Below are 19,891 nucleotides of genomic sequence, written 5' to 3'. Positions count from 1 at the left end.
TATGTCTCAAGAGTTTAATGTTGTCGTGTTAGGTGCATCGGGCGCAGTGGGTCAAACTATGATTGAGATCCTTGAAGAGCGTAACTTTCCGGTTGCCAATTTATATCCACTTGCCAGCAGTCGTAGTGCAGGTAAAACGGTAAGTTTTCATGGTAAACAAGTAGAAATTCTAGACGTAGAAACATTCGATTGGAGCCAAGCACAAATTGGTTTCTTTTCTGCCGGTGGAGATATCTCAGCTAAATGGGCACCGATTGCAGGTGAAGCGGGCTGTGTTGTAATCGATAATACCTCGCACTTTAGATACGACATTGACGTACCATTAGTTGTACCAGAAGTAAACCCTGAAGCCATTGCTGATTTCCGCAATCGCAATATTATTGCTAACCCTAATTGTTCTACCATTCAGATGTTAGTGGCTTTGAAACCTATCTATGATGCATTTGGTATTTCTCGTATTAACGTGACGACCTATCAGTCGGTATCGGGTTCTGGTCAGCAAGCGATTGAAGAGCTAGCAGGGCAGACTACTAAGCTTTTACAAGGCTTACCCGTTGAGCCTGAAGTTTACCCAAAACAAATTGCATTTAACGTGTTACCACACATTGATAAATTTATGGAAAATGGCTACACCAAAGAAGAAATGAAAATGGTGTGGGAAACGCAAAAAATCTTTGGTGATGAAAGTATCATGGTGAACCCTACTGCTGTGCGTGTGCCTGTTTTCTACGGCCACTCTGAAGCGGTGCATCTAGAAACGCATCAACCTGTTGATGCGCAAGATGTAAAAGCGGTTCTGCACAATGCTGAAGGTGTGGTGCTATTTGAGTCAGATGATGATTATCCAACGGCTGTGACGGAATCAGCAGGTCAAGATCCTGTTTACGTTGGTCGAGTCCGTAAAGATATTTCCCATGCTCATGGTATAAATTTATGGATAACGGCCGATAACATTCGTAAGGGTGCAGCCTTAAATAGTGTGCAAATTGCTGAAATTCTGATCAGAGATTATTACTAACGCGAAAGCCTGTAATACATCACTCATAATGATGAGCGCAATTTAGTATAAAAAGCCTGCAGCTAGCAGGCTTTTTTTGTTTTACTATTTAGCAGTAGTAGCAGCGTTGTTGAATCTAGTTTATAGTCGTAAAGTTAACTTAGCTCTGCTATTAACGATAATAATAATTAATTAAAGAAATGATTAACTTAGTCAAGTTGCTCGCGTGATAAAGGGAAGAACTGGATGACTTTTCGAACTTCATATTTAGCTGGTGTTTTACTCTGTACTTCTGTCATGGTGACAACGGGGATTGCGATTCAATCCGTCCAAGCTGAGTCTTTGAAAATTACTGGCCCTAATGGTGAAGTCAGACAAGATCCTGCCCGCCAGTATGGCCCTACCACATCCAGAGATACCTTTTGGAGTATTGCGTTAAAAGTTCGTCCTGACCCAAGCATTACTGTTTATCAGGTCATGTCAGCACTATTTGATGCTAATCCTCATGCCTTTAGCGGTAATAATTACAACACGCTAGAAAAGGACATGGTATTAATAGTCCCTTCTGCAGATGTCATGGCGGCTATTCCCAAAGCGGAAGCTAAACGACGTGCAGAGTTAGATGACCAGCGCAATAATCGCGTGTCATCCACTGCGGCAACCCAGCCAATTGTGCCCGCAGCCACTGAAAATACACAGGTGAGCCCTGTTCCTCAAGGTCAAGCAAACGCACAAAAACCGTCAAATACACAACCGCAGACGCCAACAAAACCGAGTTTAGAAAAGCCATTACAAATTGCTAAACCATCTGAAAACGCTAATAAGCCAGCCATTGAACAAGGTGCGGAGTTAACCCGCATAAACGAGCTGTTAGATGCAGAACAAAGCAAAAACTTGATGCTCACAGACGAGCTGGCGCGTGCACAAGATCAAATCATGGTGTCTGAAAACGACATGATGGCATTGCGCCGCAGAATTGATGAGCAAGCTAGGGTAATTTCAGGTTTAGAAGAAAACTTACAGTTACTGAGAGAAAAACATCAACAATTGGATGATCAGCATCAAGCTATGATTGCTGCAAGCGTTGAACCTGTTGAAGTTGATCAACCTAGCGATCTATGGCGCACAATTACCAGCAGTACTTTAATGCTTATTGCCATTGCAGCATTACCTTTACTCATAATTTTCGCGATAGTGTTCTTCTTGTTAAGACGTAAGAAAAAGCAACAAGAAGCCGATACAGTTGCAGAACAACAAAGCCAAACTGAAACCGTCGCTGAAACAGCCGCAGTCGATGAAACAGCATTGGACTTGAATGACAATGAAGATGACTTATCTGATCTGGCTATTCACCTAGATGATGAAGACAAAGACGAGCAAAGTATTGATGATCTCCTCGATGTAGATAATATCGAGATGACCCCAGAAGCAGACTTGTCTGAAGAGCTTGATACAGATGTGGTGCTGACTGAAGAAGACGGCATTACTGAAGATGATGAAACCACATCGCTAGATGATCTATGGGCTGAAGCCATGGATGAACAAGATCACGAACTCGAATCATCAGCTGATGACAGCGATGATCTTGATAGCTTACTAGACGGACTTGAAGATGATACTGATACATCTGAAACTTCAGAAGCTGACATGGAAGACTTATTGTCAGAGTTCGATCTGCCAAGTAGTGATGCTGACGCTGAAGCCACTTCTGCTGACACAAGTAGCACGGATGAGTTAACCCTCGATTTAGATGAAAATCTCACGGGAAGTGAAGAGCCATTAGCTCAAGATGAATCAGAGCCATCAGCGCAAGGTGAATCAGAGCCTTCAGCGACAGGCGAATCAGAGCCATCAGCGCTAGATAAAACTGAAACCGAAGCAGAATTAGAGACTTCATCTAATGATGAAAGCGATCTCACATTAGATCTAAACACCGATGAGACTCAAACTGATAGCACGGTTGATACGTCTGATGTCGATGATTTATTGGCTGAGTTTGATATGGCTACAGACGATGAAGCAGAAGCAAAAGCCGATGATATCGCCTCCGATACTGAAGCTGCTGCACAATTAGACGTTGAACTTACCCAAGAATTTGATGAAATGTTGGGTGAAGAACAAACCAATGATGATGTTGATGCACTGCTCGCTGAGTTAGAAACCCCAGTCGATGAAAATGTCAGTGACACGCCTGAACTGGATAAGGTGATAGCGCAAGAGTTAGATGCCGAACTGAGTGAGATAGAACCTGACGAAGAAACCGTTGCAGAAGGTGATATTGATGCGTTACTCGCAGACCTTGATGCCGCTGAAGAAGACCCGATTAGCAAAGAGCTTGATGAAGAGTTAGCCCAGCTTGATTCCGGCGATGAAAATCAAGATTTAGATGCATTATTGGCTGACTTAGATGTTGATTTAGCAAAAGATGATACACAGTCTGACTCAGTTACAGGCCTTGACCAAGCTGTATCGGCTACAGAAGATGCTGCTGAAACACAGCTTGCCTCCGATATAGATATAGACGCTTTACTCACTGAACAAGCTAATACAGTTGACGAGCCTATTGATGATGTTGCTGAGCTTTCAGCAAGCACTGACAAGGAAACAACTCCTACACAAGATACTGAAAATACAGCAGATGATTTAAACAGCTTATTAGCTGACCTTAATACCGACTCTGATAATCTTGTTGATGATACTGAGGTAACCGGTGAGCAATCGGTATCCGAGCCAGAAGATGAATTGGACTTACTATTAGATAGTTTATCAACAGAGTCTGAGTCTCAAAGTGAAACCAATGAACTGCAGCAAAATCAAGATGAATTAGCTAATGAACTTGATAGCATGTTGGCTGACTTTGATATGAGTGCAGCTGATAACAGTAACGCTGGAACAGAGCAAACGGACTCGAATGTAGCTATAGACGCAACAGAAGATCTGGTCGAAGACGAAAACACAGAATCAAATGACGTAGAATTGCAAACGCCAGTTGTCAATGATGATGCCGCTGCTGCAGAGTTAGAAGAGCTATTAGCAGACATGTCTTGGGAGCAAAATGACTCAAGTACGAGTGATTCAGGTGCTAATGACCTTGTTGAAACTTCTAAGAGCATCGATGAAACGGAGTTAAACGATGATGCTGACAGCAACAATTTAGATGCACTGCTTGACGATTTAAACAAGGCTGAGTCTACGCTTGAGCCTACTCAAGAGGCGCAAAATAAAGCGACTAGTGAGTTTGATGCTGGTGTCACTGATGAAGACTTACTTGCTGCATTTTCTGAGTCAGTAGGCGATGAGGAACTGGATAGCAGTACCTCTGAAGACGACTTCATTTTAAGTGATGATAAGTTAACTATTGATGAAGCGCTTGCTGCGTTGGATGAAGGTAAAGGTGTCGATACGAAATCGACTGCCGAGGGCACTTCAACGGTTAGTGAACCAGACAATGATGCGAGTAATGAACAAGCATTAAGCCATTTTGAACGCGAGAACGATTTCATTGATATCGATAAATTACTCAATGATGCCGATGAAGACGATGATAACTTAGACCTATACAAAGATGTGGATGTCGACGTGGGGGAAGTTGATTCATTGATTGGTAATGCTGATATGGTTGATGTCGACGATGAAGAAAACTCGGTAAACGCCAAACTTGACTTGGCCAGAGCCTATCTTGAAATTGAAGATGCAGACAGTGCAAAAGCACTGCTAAATGAAGTTCAAATTGATGGCAACGAGCGTCAACAAACTGAAGCAGAGAGTTTACTTAAAAATATTAAGTAAATGCTGTCTTAACCCAATCAAACGGCACAAATTAAGTGCCGTTTTTTTTGGCCGAAGTTCAACAAAATCTATGTTAAAATGCCGACCATTAACGGTTTTAGAGGTAAGTAAATGCGCATTGCGTTAGGTATTGAGTATGACGGAAGTCGCTACTTTGGTTGGCAGAGACAAGCAGATGTTGACTCTGTACAGGCACAATTAGAAAAAGCACTCGCTTATGTGGCAGACGAACCGATTGAAGTGTTTTGTGCTGGCCGCACAGATTCTGGTGTACACGGCACAGGCCAAGTCATTCACTTTGAGACCCAAGCATCGCGCCCACTCAAAGCTTGGACTCGTGGGATCAATACTCGTTTACCTGATGATATTGCAGTACGTTGGGTAAAAGAAGTGCCAGAAGACTTCCATGCCAGGTTCAGCGCCACAGCAAGGCGTTACCGTTATATTATTTACAATCACAGCTTACGCCCTGGTATTCATCGTCAAGGTGTTAGCCATTATCACGGTGAATTAAACGAAGGCTTAATGCACCAAGCTGCGCAATCTTTATTGGGCGAGCAAGACTTTACCAGCTTCAGAGCGGTTCAGTGCCAGTCAAACACACCATTTCGCAATGTGCATCATGTAAAAGTCACCCGTCAGGGAATGTACATCATGGTTGATATTAAAGCCAATGCCTTCTTGCACCATATGGTACGCAATATTGTAGGTTCATTAATTGAAGTGGGTTTAGGCAATCAACCTGTTGAGTGGATCAGTGAGTTGCTTGCGCTAAAAGACCGTAATCAGGCTGCTGCGACTGCTAAGCCAAATGGTTTGTATCTTGTTGATGTGACCTATCCTGAACAGTATCAATTGCCAAAACTGGCCTTGGGTCCATTGTTCATGCTGGATTAATGAGAAAGGGTGTTTGCTTTACATAAAATTGATTAAATATTCAGTATCAGTCTTATTTTCAATGCTTTAGAATTATATGTTGCGATAGTTAATGATTACCTTACAGAGTAAAAGTTTAATAGTAGATACATTCAATGACTGAAACAGACATGTCACACGCAACACTTGAGCAATGGCTAAGCCATTTATTAGCTATTCATCCTACAGAAATCGACATGGGACTATCGAGAGTCGCCCAGGTTGCAGAAAAACTAGGCCTGTTAGATTTAGGCGAAACGCAAATCATCACTGTGGCAGGTACTAATGGTAAAGGCACCACTTGCGCCATGATAGAGTCGATTTTATTGCGTTCAGGTAAGACGGTTGGCGTATACAGTTCACCCCATATTCATGAGTTTAACGAGCGTTACCGCATTAATCAGCACAATGTGAGCAATCAAAACATCATTGATTCGTTCAATGCCATTGAAGCTGCAAGAGGTGATGTTTCACTGACTTATTTTGAGTTCGCTACCTTATCAGCCTTGTGGCAATTTAAGCAGGCACAGCTTGATGTGGTGCTATTGGAAGTGGGCTTAGGTGGTCGATTAGATGCAACTAACATTATTGACTCCCATGCCACAGTGATCACATCTATCGACATTGACCACCAAGAGTACCTAGGTGACACCCGAGAAAAAGTCGGCATTGAAAAAGCAGGGGTTATGCGCCGTGGTTGTATTTGTGTGATTGGTGAGCCTGATTTACCAGACAGTGCTGTTGAACATGCTAACACCGTAGGTTGTCAGCTAATTAAAGTCGGTCACGAATTTAATTATCAAAGACAAACCCAGTTTCAACGCACTGAAGCTAGATTATGGCAATATAAGGATGAGTCACAATCATTAGACGATTTGCCCATCCCGAGCTTACCATTACCTAACGCAGCGACAACTGTCGCGCTAGTGAGGCAAATGTGGCCACAAATTGGCTTAAGTACCATCAAGCAAGGGCTAGCGCATGCATCACTTTCAGGACGAATTGAGCAGTTGTCTGAAAAGCCGTTAATTTTATTAGATGTTGCCCACAACCCGCATGCTGCAAAGTATTTAGCTGCGCAGTTGGCTAAGTATCAACATAAGCAAATCCATGCTGTGTGTGGCATGCTACAAGATAAAGATATCGATAAGGTGCTTTCTGAATTATCGGCAAGCATCGACAACTGGCTACTTGTTACATTAGATAATCCGCGCGGTGCCAGTGCCAAACAACTGATGGACGCGCTACCGGTAGGTATAACTGCTCAGCAATTTGACACAATGGAGCATGCTCACCAATACGTTCGTACTAGCATTGCAGATGATGACGTGTTAATTGTATTTGGTTCATTTTTTACCGTCGCGGCATTTCATAATCATTACAACGCGGCATAATTACAGGATTGTATTTTGGATCGTCAATTTCAAAACCGATTAGTGGGTACCATCGTCCTTGTTGCGATAGGGGTTATATTTTTGCCTGACTTGTTAGACGGCAAAAAAACACATGTTGTTGAAGAGTTTACTGAAATTCCTCTAAGGCCAGTCATTGAGACAACTGATACAGCTCGTGAGTCCACCGAGTTAACGGAAAGTCAGCCTGAACAATTTGAGGTTGAGCCTGTGGCGCCGACTCAAGAGTTAGTTAGCCAATCAGAGAAGCTTGGTAATGACTCATCTGAAGAAGACCAAACAGCATCAAGTAATAGTGGTAAAGACGACAGTCAGCAAGTTGCCACAACGCCTAGTGTCGAAAGCTCAGTTAAAAGTAATGCAGTAACAGCAGGGTACACCTTACAACTTGGTGGTTTTAATAATGCGCAGAATGTTGAGGCATTATTGGCACAGTTAAGGTTATCGGGCTATACGGCATACACATTGCCTGAAAAACCAGTTGAAGGGAAACTCACCCGCGTGTTTGTTGGGCCCGAAGTGAATAAATCTAAACTTGAAAAAGCGCAGACACCGATTTATAAGCTGACAGGCCTAAAGGGCAAAATTGTGGCTTATAACCCAACTGAGCGCTGATTCATCAATAAATTAACCGGCCGATTTTACTGAATTGATTGTTCTTATTTCCGCATGAATAATTTGTAAGACTAAAGGTGAGAATCTGTTTGGTCTTTGGTAGAATCGCGCCCGTCTTCACCCATACATTGGAACCCCCATCGAAATGGTTTGGATTGATTACGCAATTATTATCGTTATCGGCATTTCAACTCTGATCAGCTTGATCCGTGGCTTCGCTAAAGAAGCGATGTCATTGGTTGTTTGGTTTGCTGCTTTTTTCATCGCTAGTCATTTTTACCTAGATCTCGCAGTCTACTTAACTCAAATGCAAGATGAGTTAGTGCGAAATGGGGTGGCCATAGCCATTTTGTTTATCACCACGTTGATTTTAGGTGCGTTGGTGAATTACCTGCTAGGACAGCTCGTGTCCAAAACTGGTTTGTCAGGCACCGATAGAGTGCTTGGATTATGTTTTGGCGCTATTAGAGGCGCACTTATTGTTAGCGCAATCTTATTTTTCATGGATGCATTTACAGGGTTACCTGACGCCGATTGGTGGCAGGATTCTGTGCTTGTACCCGAATTCGGGGTAGTTATTCAGTGGTTTTTTGACTATCTCGAAAATACATCAAGTTTTGTACCCAAAAATTAAACTTAATATAAAAACTCTTACAATGAGGAACCTTACCCATGTGTGGTATCGTCGGAATAGTAGGCAAATCGTCAGTTAACCAAACCATCTATGATGCGTTGACTGTACAACAGCACCGTGGTCAGGATGCCGCTGGTATCGTGACCATTGATGGCAATGCTTTTCGTCTACGTAAAGCCAATGGTTTAGTAAAAGATGTGTTTGAAACCAAGCACATGCAACGTTTACAAGGTAACTCTGGTATTGGCCATGTGCGTTACCCTACTGCGGGTAGTTCAAGTGCTTCAGAAGCCCAACCATTTTACGTAAATTCACCATTTGGTATTTCACTGGCACATAATGGCAACTTAACCAATACAGTAGATCTTGCTGCAAGTTTGGTTGAAAAACGTCGCCATGTGAACACCACGTCTGATTCAGAGATCTTACTGAATTTACTAGCCGATGAACTCCAAGAAACCCGTAGCTTATCGCTGACGGCCGATGAAGTCTTTAATGCTGTTGCTAATGTGCATGCTCAAACTCGCGGTGCTTATGCGGTTGTAGCCATGATTATTAGCCAAGGTTTAGTCGCATTTCGTGACCCTTATGGTATTCGTCCATTAGTACTGGGTAAGCATGAAACTGAGCACGGTACTGAGTACATGGTTGCTTCGGAAAGTGTTGCACTTGACGCCGTTGGTTTTGAAGTGATGCGCGATGTGGCACCAGGTGAGGCGATTTATATCTCACTTGAAGGTGAGCTATATACGCGCCAATGTGCCGTCGACCCAAGCTATGCACCTTGTATTTTTGAGTTTGTTTATTTCGCACGTCCAGATTCGGCCATTGATAAAATCTCTGTATACGGTAGCCGCGTCAACATGGGTGCTAAATTGGGTGAGAAAATTAAGGCTAATTGGGAAGACCATGATATTGACGTGGTGATCCCAATTCCTGAAACCTCATGTGATATTGCGCTAGAAATTGCACGTTGTATGGATTTACCTTACCGCCAAGGTTTTGTTAAAAACCGTTATATCGGCCGTACCTTCATCATGCCTGGTCAACAGGAGCGCAAGAAATCTGTTCGTCGTAAGCTAAATGCCATCAATACTGAGTTTAAAGGTAAGAATGTATTATTGGTTGATGACTCGATTGTACGTGGAACGACTTCTGAGCAGATTATTGAAATGGCCCGTGAAGCTGGTGCGAAGAAAGTGTACTTTGCTTCAGCAGCACCGGAAATCCGTTTCCCGAATGTGTATGGTATTGATATGCCAACATCAAATGAGTTGATTGCTCATGGTCGAGATGCGGAAGAAATTGCGAAGATTATTGGTGCTGATGGCATCATATTCCAAGACTTACCTGACTTAGTTGAAGCGGTAAGAATGGAAAATCCAGAAATTAAACGCTTTGAGACATCAGTATTTGATGGTGCGTATATTACTGGTGACGTAGATCAAGCCTACCTTGACCATGTTAACCAGCTGCGTAATGACGATGCTAAAGCGAATCGCATGAAAGATATTGGTACCAACCTTGAACTACATAATGTGTGCCACCCATAAACGGCACAATCGTTGACGTTTTTGAAAACCAGCTTCGGCTGGTTTTTTTGTGCTAGTTTTTTGTGCTAGTTTTTGTACTAATTGAAATAATGTAAAAATTAATTCACTTGGATACATTGCAGGAGCATAAATGAATCTTAATCAGGTGACCTTGCCTGTGACCAACATGACTGAAGCATGTTTGTTTTATCGTAAACTAGGCTTTACTCAAATCGTCGACACTGCGCATTACGCAAGATTCAAATCGCCGATGGGCGAAAGTAGCTTCTCTTTAGCGTTAAATGACCAGTCAATTAATAAACAAGCTGATGAGCCTCATCAAATAGCACCAGCGATCACCATATATTTCGAGCACCCTCAACTTGATGAGTGGGTGGCACAACTCGTTGCAAAAGGTATTGAATTTGAGCAGCTACCTCAAGATATGCGCTACTTGTGGCGTGAAGCTGTGCTCTTTGACCCGTCAGGCAATAAGATAAAGTTATATTGGGCGGGACAAAATCGCTTAAATCCTCCTTGGCAAGTGGAACTCGGTCCACTTTAAATCAACTAATATCATCTTGTGGCTTAGCTCATAGCAGTATCGTTTACCCACAATTGGTACTCTGTATGGCAGTTAGCTATCAAGCTATTGCAGTTTTATGGTTAGATAGGTAAAGTACTGTTAATTTATACAGTGTAATTGACAGTAGTGACCTATGAAACTCTATATTGCCGAAAAACCCAGTTTAGGAAGGGCTATTGCTGATGTGCTACCTAAACCATTAAAAAAAGCGGAGGGTTTTATCACAGCCGCGAATGGTGACTGCGTTTCTTGGTGTATTGGCCATTTATTGGAACAAGCTGAGCCTGATAGCTACGATGCTAAATACAAATCATGGCGTCTTGAAGATTTACCTATTGTGCCTGAAAAGTGGCAACTCAAGCCCAAGCCTAAAACACGCAGTCAGCTGACGGTATTGCGCAAATTAGTTAAACAAGCTAATCAACTCGTTAATGCTGGCGATCCTGATAGAGAAGGGCAGCTGTTAGTTGATGAAGTGATCGCTCATTTAGGTGTCAAAGGCCAGAAATTACAGTCAGTTGAGCGACTATTGATTAGTGATCTTAACGCAAGCGCCGTTAAGCGTGCATTAGGCCAGCTGCGTAGTAATCGTGATTTTGTGCCACTCGCCACCTCGGCTTTAGCACGTAGCAGAGCGGATTGGTTATACGGCATGAATATGACACGTGCGTATACCATTCAGGGAAAAAAAGTAGGCTATCAAGGTGTGTTGTCTGTCGGCAGGGTACAAACACCATTGTTGGGGTTAATCGTTAGACGTGATGAGCAAATAGCTAACTTTGTGCCTAAACCATTTTATCAAGTACTTGCTCACTTAACCACCAACACCAACGAAGCTTTTACGGCTAAGTGGCAGCCTAGTGAGGCATGCCAGCCTTATATGGATGAAGAAGGGTGTGTTATAGCTAAAGGCTTGGCGCAAAATGTGGTGACTCGTATTGAAGATAAGCCCGCTACTATCACAGGGCTTGAAAAAAAGACCAAGCGACAATCTCCGCCACTGCTTTATAGCTTGTCTGCCCTGCAAATTGATGCGGCTAAACGATTTGGTTTCAATGCTAAGCAAGTGCTAGACATTTGCCAGAGCTTGTATGAAAAATATAAGCTCATTACTTATCCTCGTTCTGATAGCCGTTATTTACCGAAAGACCAACAAGCGCTAGCACCCAGTGTACTCAATGCCATTAATAGTAATGATGCAAGTTTAACCTCAGGCAAAGATAGTCCAGATCTTTCTATTCGTTCAAAAGCTTGGAATGACAGTAAAGTCGATGCTCATCATGCGATTGTGCCGACTGAAAAAAAAATGGATTTAACTAAATTACCTAGCAATGAGGCTAAATTATATAGCCATATTGCGAGGCAGTATTTAGCGCAGTTTTATCCGCCCTATGTATACGATGAAACTCAGGTGAGTGTGACAGTCGAAGGGGGGGTATTTACCACAAAAGCTAAAGTTGAAAAGTCATTAGGCTGGAAGCAGCTATTTAACTCCCATAAAAGTAGTCAAGACAAACGCAAACCTGAATCAACACATCAATCACAACTGCAATCACCAACTCAAGGTCAACCAAACGACGACGATGAAAATATCAGTCATCATCTTCCCCAGTTATCATTGGGGCAATCTCTGCATTGTGTTAAAGGTGAGCTACTTGAAAAAATGACCCAAGCACCAAAGCATTTTACCGATGCAAGCTTGCTTACTGCGATGACGGGAATTAGTCGATTTGTGTCCGACCCAAAAATCAAACAAACATTGAAAGAAACAGATGGCCTTGGCACTGAGGCGACTCGGGCGGGCATTATTGAACTGTTATTTAAGCGAGGCTATTTACAGCGGCAAGGTAAATCAATCATAGCAACTCCCGTGGGAATGGCTCTCATTAATAGTTTACCTGAATCAGCCACAACACCAGATATGACAGCTTTGTGGGAACAAAGCTTAGATGCTATTTCACAAAAAGCACAATCTTATAAAAGCTTTATGACACCATTAGAACATCAATTAGACGCATTGATTAAACAAGCATCAGCGCAATTACCAACTGGGCTACAAGGGCTCAAATCCATTGCAACAACAAAGAAATGGAGTAAGCGAAGACGTACAGGCTCAAAATACAAATCAAAAACACAAAAGTAAAAGTAAGTTTTTTTGAATAGTATAAGCTGTTTGCTAGTAGCCATTGGGGAGATAAGGAACGTTTGATATTGAAAGCAACACATAAAAAAGTAGATAAGCCACTACTGACTTATCTACTGTACATACTAATAGGGTATGTCAAATAATTTACAACAATCAAAGAGGTGGAGCAGGCTTTAGTATAGATTTTGAGTATTAAGCCAAACTGAAAATGTATCACTTAGCTAAACAGAAGTGTGTGTAATGTCACATAAATGAGCGAGTGCGCACATAGCATTTTATCTGCATCAAGTTGTTGCCTGTCGTGGACTCTAACGCGTTTAATTTTCAAACATATTCGACTAAAAGCTATTGCTTAAATTGCAAAAAAGCTAAAAAGCCCGCTCAAGATCAAATATACTTTCACCAATCTGGTCGATAATGACCAAATGCCAGCAAGTAAAGTCATTAGAGGGATCACAAATGAAGTATCAAATTATACCAGTTACGCCGTTCCAGCAAAATTGCAGTGTTATCTGGTGTAAACAGACCCTTGAAGCGGCGATTGTTGATCCTGGTGGCGACATTGACCGAATTTTGAAAGAAGTTGAAAAGCTGGGGTTAACACTGTCTAAAGTGTTACTAACACATGGCCACATTGATCATGTTGGCGCGGCATATGATCTTTCACAGCAGGCCAATGTACCTATTATTGGCCCACACAAGGCGGATAGCTTTTGGTTGGAAAGCTTACCTGCACAGAGTAAAAACTTCGGCTTTCCTTTAGTTAATGCGTTTGAGCCGAGTATTTACTTAGAAGAAGGAGATGAAGTACAAGTCGGTGAACAAACGCTGAGTGTATTGCATTGCCCTGGTCATACACCCGGTCACGTGGTGTTTTTCAGTTCGACCTCAAAAATTGCTTGGGTTGGAGATGTACTTTTCAGAAGTTCAATTGGTCGTACTGACTTCCCTCAATCAAATCATCAAGACTTAATTAAATCTATTACGACTAAATTGTGGCCTTTAGGCGATCAAACTCAATTTATACCGGGTCACGGCCCGATGTCCACCTTTGCTGAAGAACGTCAACACAATCCTTTTGTTGCTGATCAATTGTTAGGTTAGCAGTCTTCATTGGGTCATCACTTCATTGAAATAAACTGAAACGCTTTGGTGCTTTTAATGCCTTAACAGGTTTGTTAGCTTAAGTGTTACTAATAAGTACTGGCGAGTATGTGCAGTGCGTTTCAAGGATTGAATATGACCCATCACCTCAGTGATATTCTCGATGCATGGTTGCCTAGTTACCAAGATAATTGGGTGTTAGCTATCATTACTCAAGTCAGTGGATCATCTTATCGCAAACCTGGTGCCATGATGCTATTTCACCCTATGGGTAAAAGCTTAGGTATGTTAAGTGGTGGCTGTTTAGAAGGCGACTTACGCCGCCACGCCCAGCGAGTGATCCAAACACAGCAAACTTGTCATATTACCTACGATGCAACCGATGAGTCTGATACCAGCTATCAACTGGGTTGTGGTGGTATTGTGCAAATCATGATGGTGAGTTTAACCAAAGCCAATCAATATCTTGGGCTATTGCAATTACATGATGCCCTAAACAGTGGTCAGTCGTGTAGCTATCAAATTGATGTTCAGCAAAAAATTATTGATTGTGATTCATGTTCCGCACAGGTGGAAGTGATAAAGCAAGCTCTACAAAATCGTGCGTTTATCTCTAAAGCCAAGCTCATCAAAAATAACCACAATGATGCTGCAATTTTATCAGTGCCAATAAGAGCGCCGATACACATAGGTATTTTTGGTGGTGGACTCGATGCAATACCCGTGTCTGAAATGGCGCAGCAGTTGGGATGGCGAGTAACTGTATTTGATGAGCGCAGTGCATATGCTAGGCAATATGACTTTGTAGGTGCACAGATAAATAAACAACCAGTAGAACAGGCTATGTCTGAGCAAATGTCTGAGCTTCACGCCGCGATTGTGATGACACATAACCTTGATATGGATGCTCGGGCTATAAAGGTGCTCTTTGCATATCCAATGCAGTATGTTGCGTTACTTGGACCTGGGCACAGAAAAGACAAGGTGCTCACCAAGGCAGAATTATCAGACAGTGACTTTTCAGGCTATTTCTCCGCACCTGCTGGATTGGCGATAGGCGGTGAACTGCCCAGTTCAATTGCATTAAGCATTTTATCCCAATGCCACAGTGTGCTGTTTCAAGGACATCAAGTATTACAGCAAGGTGACTGCGTTAGCCTAGATAAGGTGATGTCATAGCATGGATGGCAACACTGATCGCCATATAGTACAGGTCGTCATGCTCGCAGCAGGCGGCAGTAAGCGATTTGGGCAATGCAAATTACTCACACCGATTAATCACGATTCTCAGCCAGAAAAGTCCTTAATTGAGCATAGCTTGGCTGAGGTGGTTTCCACTTGTGAACAGCTAAGTTTGCCTGCGCCACAGGTTGTGTTGGGTGGATATCAAGTTGATATAAGTGCTCAGCTAAGAGATAAGTTTTTACACGTAAGGCAGATAGTCAACCCGCAATGGCAGCAAGGTTTATCTAGTTCAATCACCACTGCGGTTAAACTGAATACTCAAGAAGATCATAATGCGCCTGATGCCATTATGTTGGTATTAGCTGATCAAATTGCACTTAAAAGTGCAGATTATGCGGCGCTTATCAGTGCATATCTGTCAACTAAACAGGTGACCTGTAGTGAGTATCAAAACCAGTTAGGTGTGCCAGCCATATTTCCACGCTCAGCTTTTAATGCGTTATTGTCACTTACAGGTGATAAAGGGGCAAAATCGCTGTTAACAGCATGCCAAAAAGAAAATTTAATCAAGCAGGTTTCAGTTGCCCCTGCTGCCATAGATATCGATACACCAGCCGATTTGAAGTTGTGGTTGGCTAACAAGGAGAGATAAATGACAGAACCAACCCCAACTCAAGCACAAGCACTCAGCATTAATGGCAAGCAGTTCAGTGTTGTTGCAGATCCTAACATGCCCGTATTGTGGGTGATTCGAGACTTACTTGGCTTAACCGGCACTAAGTATGGTTGTGGTTCAGGCCTGTGCGGCGCGTGTACCATTCATGTTGATGGCAAAGCGCTGCGTGGCTGTTTAACCAGCTTAAAGCAAGTTCAAGGTAAGCAAGTCACCACCATTGAGGGGCTCGAGGCTGACAAGCTTAAACAGGCTTGGGAAAAGCACAATGTACCTCAGTGTGGCTACTGTCAGGCTGGACAATTGATGAGTGCTGCAGCCTTACTCAAACAAACACCTAAACCCACAGCTCAGCAGGTGGATGATGCCATGAGCGGTAATATTTGCCGTTGCGGTACGTATCCGCGTATTAAAGTTGCGATTAATGATGCAGTGGAGGCATAACAAATGGATCATTTTACAGCTGTTGAAAATATCAGTCGCCGCAATGTATTGAAAATGTTTGGTGCTGCAGGTGGTGGGCTTGCGCTAGGTGCGACAGGACTTGCTTGGAGTCCGATGACCATGGCACAAGATAAACAAGCCATCATGAATTTGTTTGTGGCTATTGGTGAAGATGACAAGGTGTATTTAACGTGCCACCGTTCAGAAATGGGACAAGGGATCCGAACGGGTGTTCCTCAAGTTATTGCTGATGAATTGCAAGCTGATTGGGAAAAAGTGGTTGTGGTACAGGGGTTGGCTGATAAGCGTTATGGTAGTCAAAATACCGATGGTAGCCGCAGTATTAGAAAGCACTTTACCAAATTACGTCAAATGGGCGCGATGGCGCGTACCATGCTTGAACAAGCGGCAGCAACCCAATGGCAAGTGACTGTAGAGCAGGTTTACGCAAAATCCAGTCGGGTATATTTGAAAGACTCGCAGTTATCATTAAGCTTTGGTGAACTTGCCATAGCAGCGTCACAGCTAACGATGCCCGAACTTGATGGACTCAAGCTTAAATCAGAGGCTGATTTCACCCAGATTGGCCAATCCCGAACCATTGTCGACATGGATGATATTTTAACTGGCAAAGCTCAATATGGTTACGATATTCAGTTAGATGGCATGGTATACGCAAGTATCAGTCGTCCACCTGTACTAGGCAGTGAGCCAGTTAAGTTTGATGAAAAAGCAGCGCGCAGTGTGGCCGGTGTCATCGATGTCATCAAAATGCCAACGCTTAGTGGCCCAGCTTTATTTAAGCCCTTAGGTGGTATTGCGGTGATAGCGAGTAACACATGGAGTGCTGAGCAAGGTCGTAAAGCGCTTAATGTGCAATGGTCTGGATCAGAAAATGACAGCCATGACTCAGCAAAGTACTTAGCTGAACTAGTGAAAAAAGTACAAGCGCCGGGTAAAGTGGTTAGAAAAATGGGGGAGATCCCAAACGAGTGGCCTAAAAATGACACTCTATCAGCCACTTATACTGTACCCTATTTAGCTCATGCCATGATGGAGCCAGCCGTTGCCGCAGCAAAAGTGACCGAGTCTGGCTGTGAAGTATGGGCATCAACGCAAACGCCACAAAGTACCCAACAAAACGTCGCCGGATTTTTATCCCTAAAAGAAGAACAGGTTAAAGTGAATGTCACTCTACTCGGTGGCGGTTTTGGTCGTAAATCAAAGCCAGATTATAGTGTGGAAGCGGCTTGGTTAGCTCAGCAAACGGCTAAACCTGTGAAAGTGAGTTGGAGCCGAGAGGATGATATTCAAAATGGTTATTACCATGCGATTAGTGCCCAGTTTTATCAGGCTAGCTTAAATCAAGAGAGAGATGTTCAAGCTTTGCTGGCGAGAACAGGCTTTCCTTCAATTAGTTCAACATTTGCAGAAGGGGTGGATGAACCATCTGCGGGCGAGTTAGACCTAGGCTTTACTGACGTACCATTGGCAATCGATGCTATGCAACTTGAGTCGGTAAAAGCGACGGCTCATTCACGCATAGGTTGGATGCGCTCGGTGTGTAATATCCAACATGCATTCGGCATCGGCAGTTTTATGGATGAACTGGCGGTAAAAGCCGATAAACCTTGTATGGATATGTGGCGTCAATCTTTGGGTAAACCTAGATTAGAAACCTTCACAGAACAAGGGTTTAAATATGGTAACTATGGTGAAACTCTTAAAGATCATCCAGTAGATGTGGCGCGCTACCTAGGTGTGATTGACAAGGTTGAGCAACTATTATCTAAAGAGGGTAAAGCAAAAGCTAATCAAGGTTGGGGTTTTGCCGTACATCGAAGTTTCACCAGTTATGTGGCGGTGGCAACCTTGGTTGAAGTAGTTGATAAGCAATTGAAAGTGTTGAAATCAATAGCTGTGATAGATGCCGGTAGGGTGGTTAACCCTGACAGAGTGCACTCACAAACGGAAGGCGCGATAATCTTTGGTTTATCATTGGCTATGATGGGGGAAATAACGTATAAAGATGGCAAGGTAGAGCAATCCAACTTCCATAATTATCCGCTGCTCCGCATGCTACAATGCCCTGAAATAGAAACTTATATTATTGAATCTAGAGAAAATCCTGCTGGTGTTGGTGAACCGGGCGTACCGCCAGTTGCACCGAGTTTAACCAATGCAATTTTTGCCGCGACTGGTACTCGATACCGTGATTTACCTTTAAATCGTTTCCTAAAGGTGTAAGTGCCAGAGGTAAGCGAGCTTAAATTTATCTTAAAAAATTTGTGAATGAATACCCAAACTGTGAAGTTTGGGTATTTTTTATGTTTTACGTTCAAATATTCTATACTTCAAAGGTTATGGTTTACCGGCCCAAAAAATAAGATAGGAAGCCTAAGTACATGAAAGCTATCCAATTTCGAAAAATTGATGCAATTTTAATTAAACTCAGCCTCAACGGAAAGTTTTGGGTGGTTTGTTCCATGGTGACGCTTATCACCGCCTCAATTGCTTTTTTAAATTATCAGCTCCTTGCAGATGTCACAAAGCAAGCATCTGTTGATAGAGTGCAAGCTGAAGTACAAGCTTATGCCAAAGCCGCTAATAGTTTAGGTTTATCCGGTCAAGCATTAAGCGATTTTGCAGCAGAAAATCAACTTCAATTAAGCCGCAGTAATCAAGTGTCGCGCAATGGAAACAGTGTGAAAGCGTCGGCAACGGTAGGTAGCCAATATTTCACATTAACCCAGAATGTAGCCTCATGGGAGCAAGAGGCATTGAGTGAAGGCCGTTGGTTAATTTGGTTAGCTTTAATCGGTTTACTACCACTATTTCAACTAAGCTACTGGATATCTACCTCTTTGGGTGGTGGCTTGTGGGATATGTATATGGCCATCAAACGCTTAGCTGATGGTGACTTATCAACTCGTTTAAATTTCTTTGGAACGGACGATTTTAGCTTAATTGCCACTGAGATTGACCGCAGTGCCGACAACATGAGTGAGATGGTTGAAGCTATTCGTAATAATGCAGAGACGTTGGCAAATGCTGCCGATCAGTTTAATCATCAGGCGAGTACCAATGAAAACTTAATCAGCCAGCAACATGAATACCTTGATGCCGTGACTCACGCAATGGAGCAAATGACTGCTGCCATTGCCGACGTGTCACACCATGCTGGCGAAACGTCGTCTAATACCAGACACAATGCTGAACAAATTGATGCGAGCCAACAAAAGATTAGTTCAGCAGTGGAGCGAATACAGTATTTATCTGAACGCATTGCTGAGGCATTTTCATCAGTTGAGCAGTTATCAAAAGAAGCGACGCAAATTAATGATGTGGTTACCACCATTAATGGTATCTCTGAGCAAACCAACTTGCTTGCCCTAAATGCAGCGATTGAAGCGGCACGTGCTGGAGAGCAAGGCCGAGGCTTTGCTGTTGTTGCCGATGAGGTCAGAACCTTAGCGGGTCGAACACAACAGGCCACAGTCGAAATTCAATCCATGATTGAAGGTCTACAAACCGGTTCAAGTAAATTAACCCATATTACTAACGTGATCGTTGAGCAAGCTGATGAAGGTCGGGAAGGTATTCAAGGTGTAGGTGAGGATATCACTAATATGGCAGGTTCAATTAATGCCGTATTTGATATGAGCAGCCAAATAGCGGCATCAGCCGAGCAGCAAAGTGTGTCTGCTGGTGATATTTCAACGCAACTGAATGAAATTCGCCAGCAATCAGATGTGATTAAAACCAATGCGCAACAAGCGATGCAAGTGGCTGAGGAGTTGGGTGAATCATCCCATGGTTTGACGAATATTTTGAGCCAATACAAAACTACTTAATGGCA

General features: G+C 42.9%; 15 protein-coding genes. All 15 read left to right on the top strand.

Going from position 1 to position 19,891, the window contains the following annotated elements; genetic code table 11:
• The first annotated feature begins 1 nt into the window (after position 1).
• The 15 genes from ACHUGF_RS07235 (at position 2) to ACHUGF_RS07165 (ending at position 19,886) form a co-directional block, all read left to right on the top strand.
• The gene (locus tag ACHUGF_RS07235) at positions 2–1,018 is read left to right on the top strand and encodes an aspartate-semialdehyde dehydrogenase (RefSeq protein WP_394130110.1); all 1,017 of its coding nucleotides are present in this window, start codon (positions 2–4) and stop codon (positions 1,016–1,018) included.
• A gap of 225 nt (positions 1,019–1,243) precedes the next feature.
• A complete protein-coding gene (locus tag ACHUGF_RS07230) occupies positions 1,244–4,786 on the top strand; it encodes a FimV/HubP family polar landmark protein (RefSeq protein ID WP_394130109.1) in 3,543 nt (1,180 codons plus the stop codon).
• A gap of 111 nt (positions 4,787–4,897) precedes the next feature.
• Positions 4,898–5,683 carry a tRNA pseudouridine(38-40) synthase TruA gene (truA, locus tag ACHUGF_RS07225; RefSeq protein ID WP_394130108.1) on the top strand — a complete coding sequence of 262 codons (786 nt, stop codon included), beginning with the start codon at positions 4,898–4,900 and terminating at the stop codon, positions 5,681–5,683.
• 134 nt (positions 5,684–5,817) lie between these two features.
• Entirely contained in the window at positions 5,818–7,095 is a 1,278-nt protein-coding gene (gene folC, locus ACHUGF_RS07220; RefSeq protein ID WP_394130107.1) for a bifunctional tetrahydrofolate synthase/dihydrofolate synthase, read from the top strand.
• 15 nt (positions 7,096–7,110) lie between these two features.
• On the top strand, positions 7,111–7,728 hold the full coding sequence (locus ACHUGF_RS07215; protein WP_394130106.1) for an SPOR domain-containing protein: 618 nt from the start codon (positions 7,111–7,113) through the stop codon (positions 7,726–7,728).
• 145 nt (positions 7,729–7,873) lie between these two features.
• Entirely contained in the window at positions 7,874–8,362 is a 489-nt protein-coding gene (locus ACHUGF_RS07210; RefSeq protein WP_394130105.1) for a CvpA family protein, read from the top strand.
• 38 nt (positions 8,363–8,400) lie between these two features.
• Positions 8,401–9,915 carry an amidophosphoribosyltransferase gene (gene purF / locus ACHUGF_RS07205; protein WP_394130104.1) on the top strand — a complete coding sequence of 505 codons (1,515 nt, stop codon included), beginning with the start codon at positions 8,401–8,403 and terminating at the stop codon, positions 9,913–9,915.
• A 130-nt stretch (positions 9,916–10,045) separates the two neighbouring features.
• Positions 10,046–10,459 (top strand): VOC family protein, encoded by a 414-nt coding sequence (locus ACHUGF_RS07200; protein WP_394130103.1) that lies wholly within the window; start codon positions 10,046–10,048, stop codon positions 10,457–10,459.
• Between the two features lie 154 nt (positions 10,460–10,613).
• Complete coding sequence (locus ACHUGF_RS07195; RefSeq protein ID WP_394130102.1) at positions 10,614–12,623, top strand: DNA topoisomerase III; 2,010 nt, start codon at positions 10,614–10,616, stop codon at positions 12,621–12,623.
• Positions 12,624–13,085: 462 nt separating this feature from the next.
• Positions 13,086–13,730: an MBL fold metallo-hydrolase gene (locus ACHUGF_RS07190; protein ID WP_394130101.1), complete on the top strand. Its 645-nt coding sequence runs from the start codon at positions 13,086–13,088 to the stop codon at positions 13,728–13,730.
• Between the two features lie 135 nt (positions 13,731–13,865).
• Positions 13,866–14,909 carry an XdhC family protein gene (locus tag ACHUGF_RS07185; protein WP_394130100.1) on the top strand — a complete coding sequence of 348 codons (1,044 nt, stop codon included), beginning with the start codon at positions 13,866–13,868 and terminating at the stop codon, positions 14,907–14,909.
• A 1-nt stretch (position 14,910) separates the two neighbouring features.
• Complete coding sequence (locus ACHUGF_RS07180) at positions 14,911–15,567, top strand: nucleotidyltransferase family protein (RefSeq protein WP_394130099.1); 657 nt, start codon at positions 14,911–14,913, stop codon at positions 15,565–15,567.
• Positions 15,568–16,032 (top strand): (2Fe-2S)-binding protein, encoded by a 465-nt coding sequence (locus tag ACHUGF_RS07175; protein ID WP_394130098.1) that lies wholly within the window; start codon positions 15,568–15,570, stop codon positions 16,030–16,032.
• 3 nt (positions 16,033–16,035) lie between these two features.
• Positions 16,036–18,279, top strand: a complete 2,244-nt coding sequence (locus ACHUGF_RS07170; RefSeq protein WP_394130097.1) for a xanthine dehydrogenase family protein molybdopterin-binding subunit — start codon at positions 16,036–16,038, stop codon at positions 18,277–18,279.
• A 158-nt stretch (positions 18,280–18,437) separates the two neighbouring features.
• The gene (locus ACHUGF_RS07165; protein ID WP_394130096.1) at positions 18,438–19,886 is read left to right on the top strand and encodes a methyl-accepting chemotaxis protein; all 1,449 of its coding nucleotides are present in this window, start codon (positions 18,438–18,440) and stop codon (positions 19,884–19,886) included.
• The last annotated feature ends 5 nt before the right edge of the window (positions 19,887–19,891 follow it).

The sequence above is a fragment of the Shewanella maritima genome (assembly GCF_043643735.1).
Taxonomy (GTDB): Bacteria; Pseudomonadota; Gammaproteobacteria; order Enterobacterales; family Shewanellaceae; genus Shewanella; species Shewanella maritima_A.
This window is presented reverse-complemented; position numbering and strand designations above follow the sequence as displayed.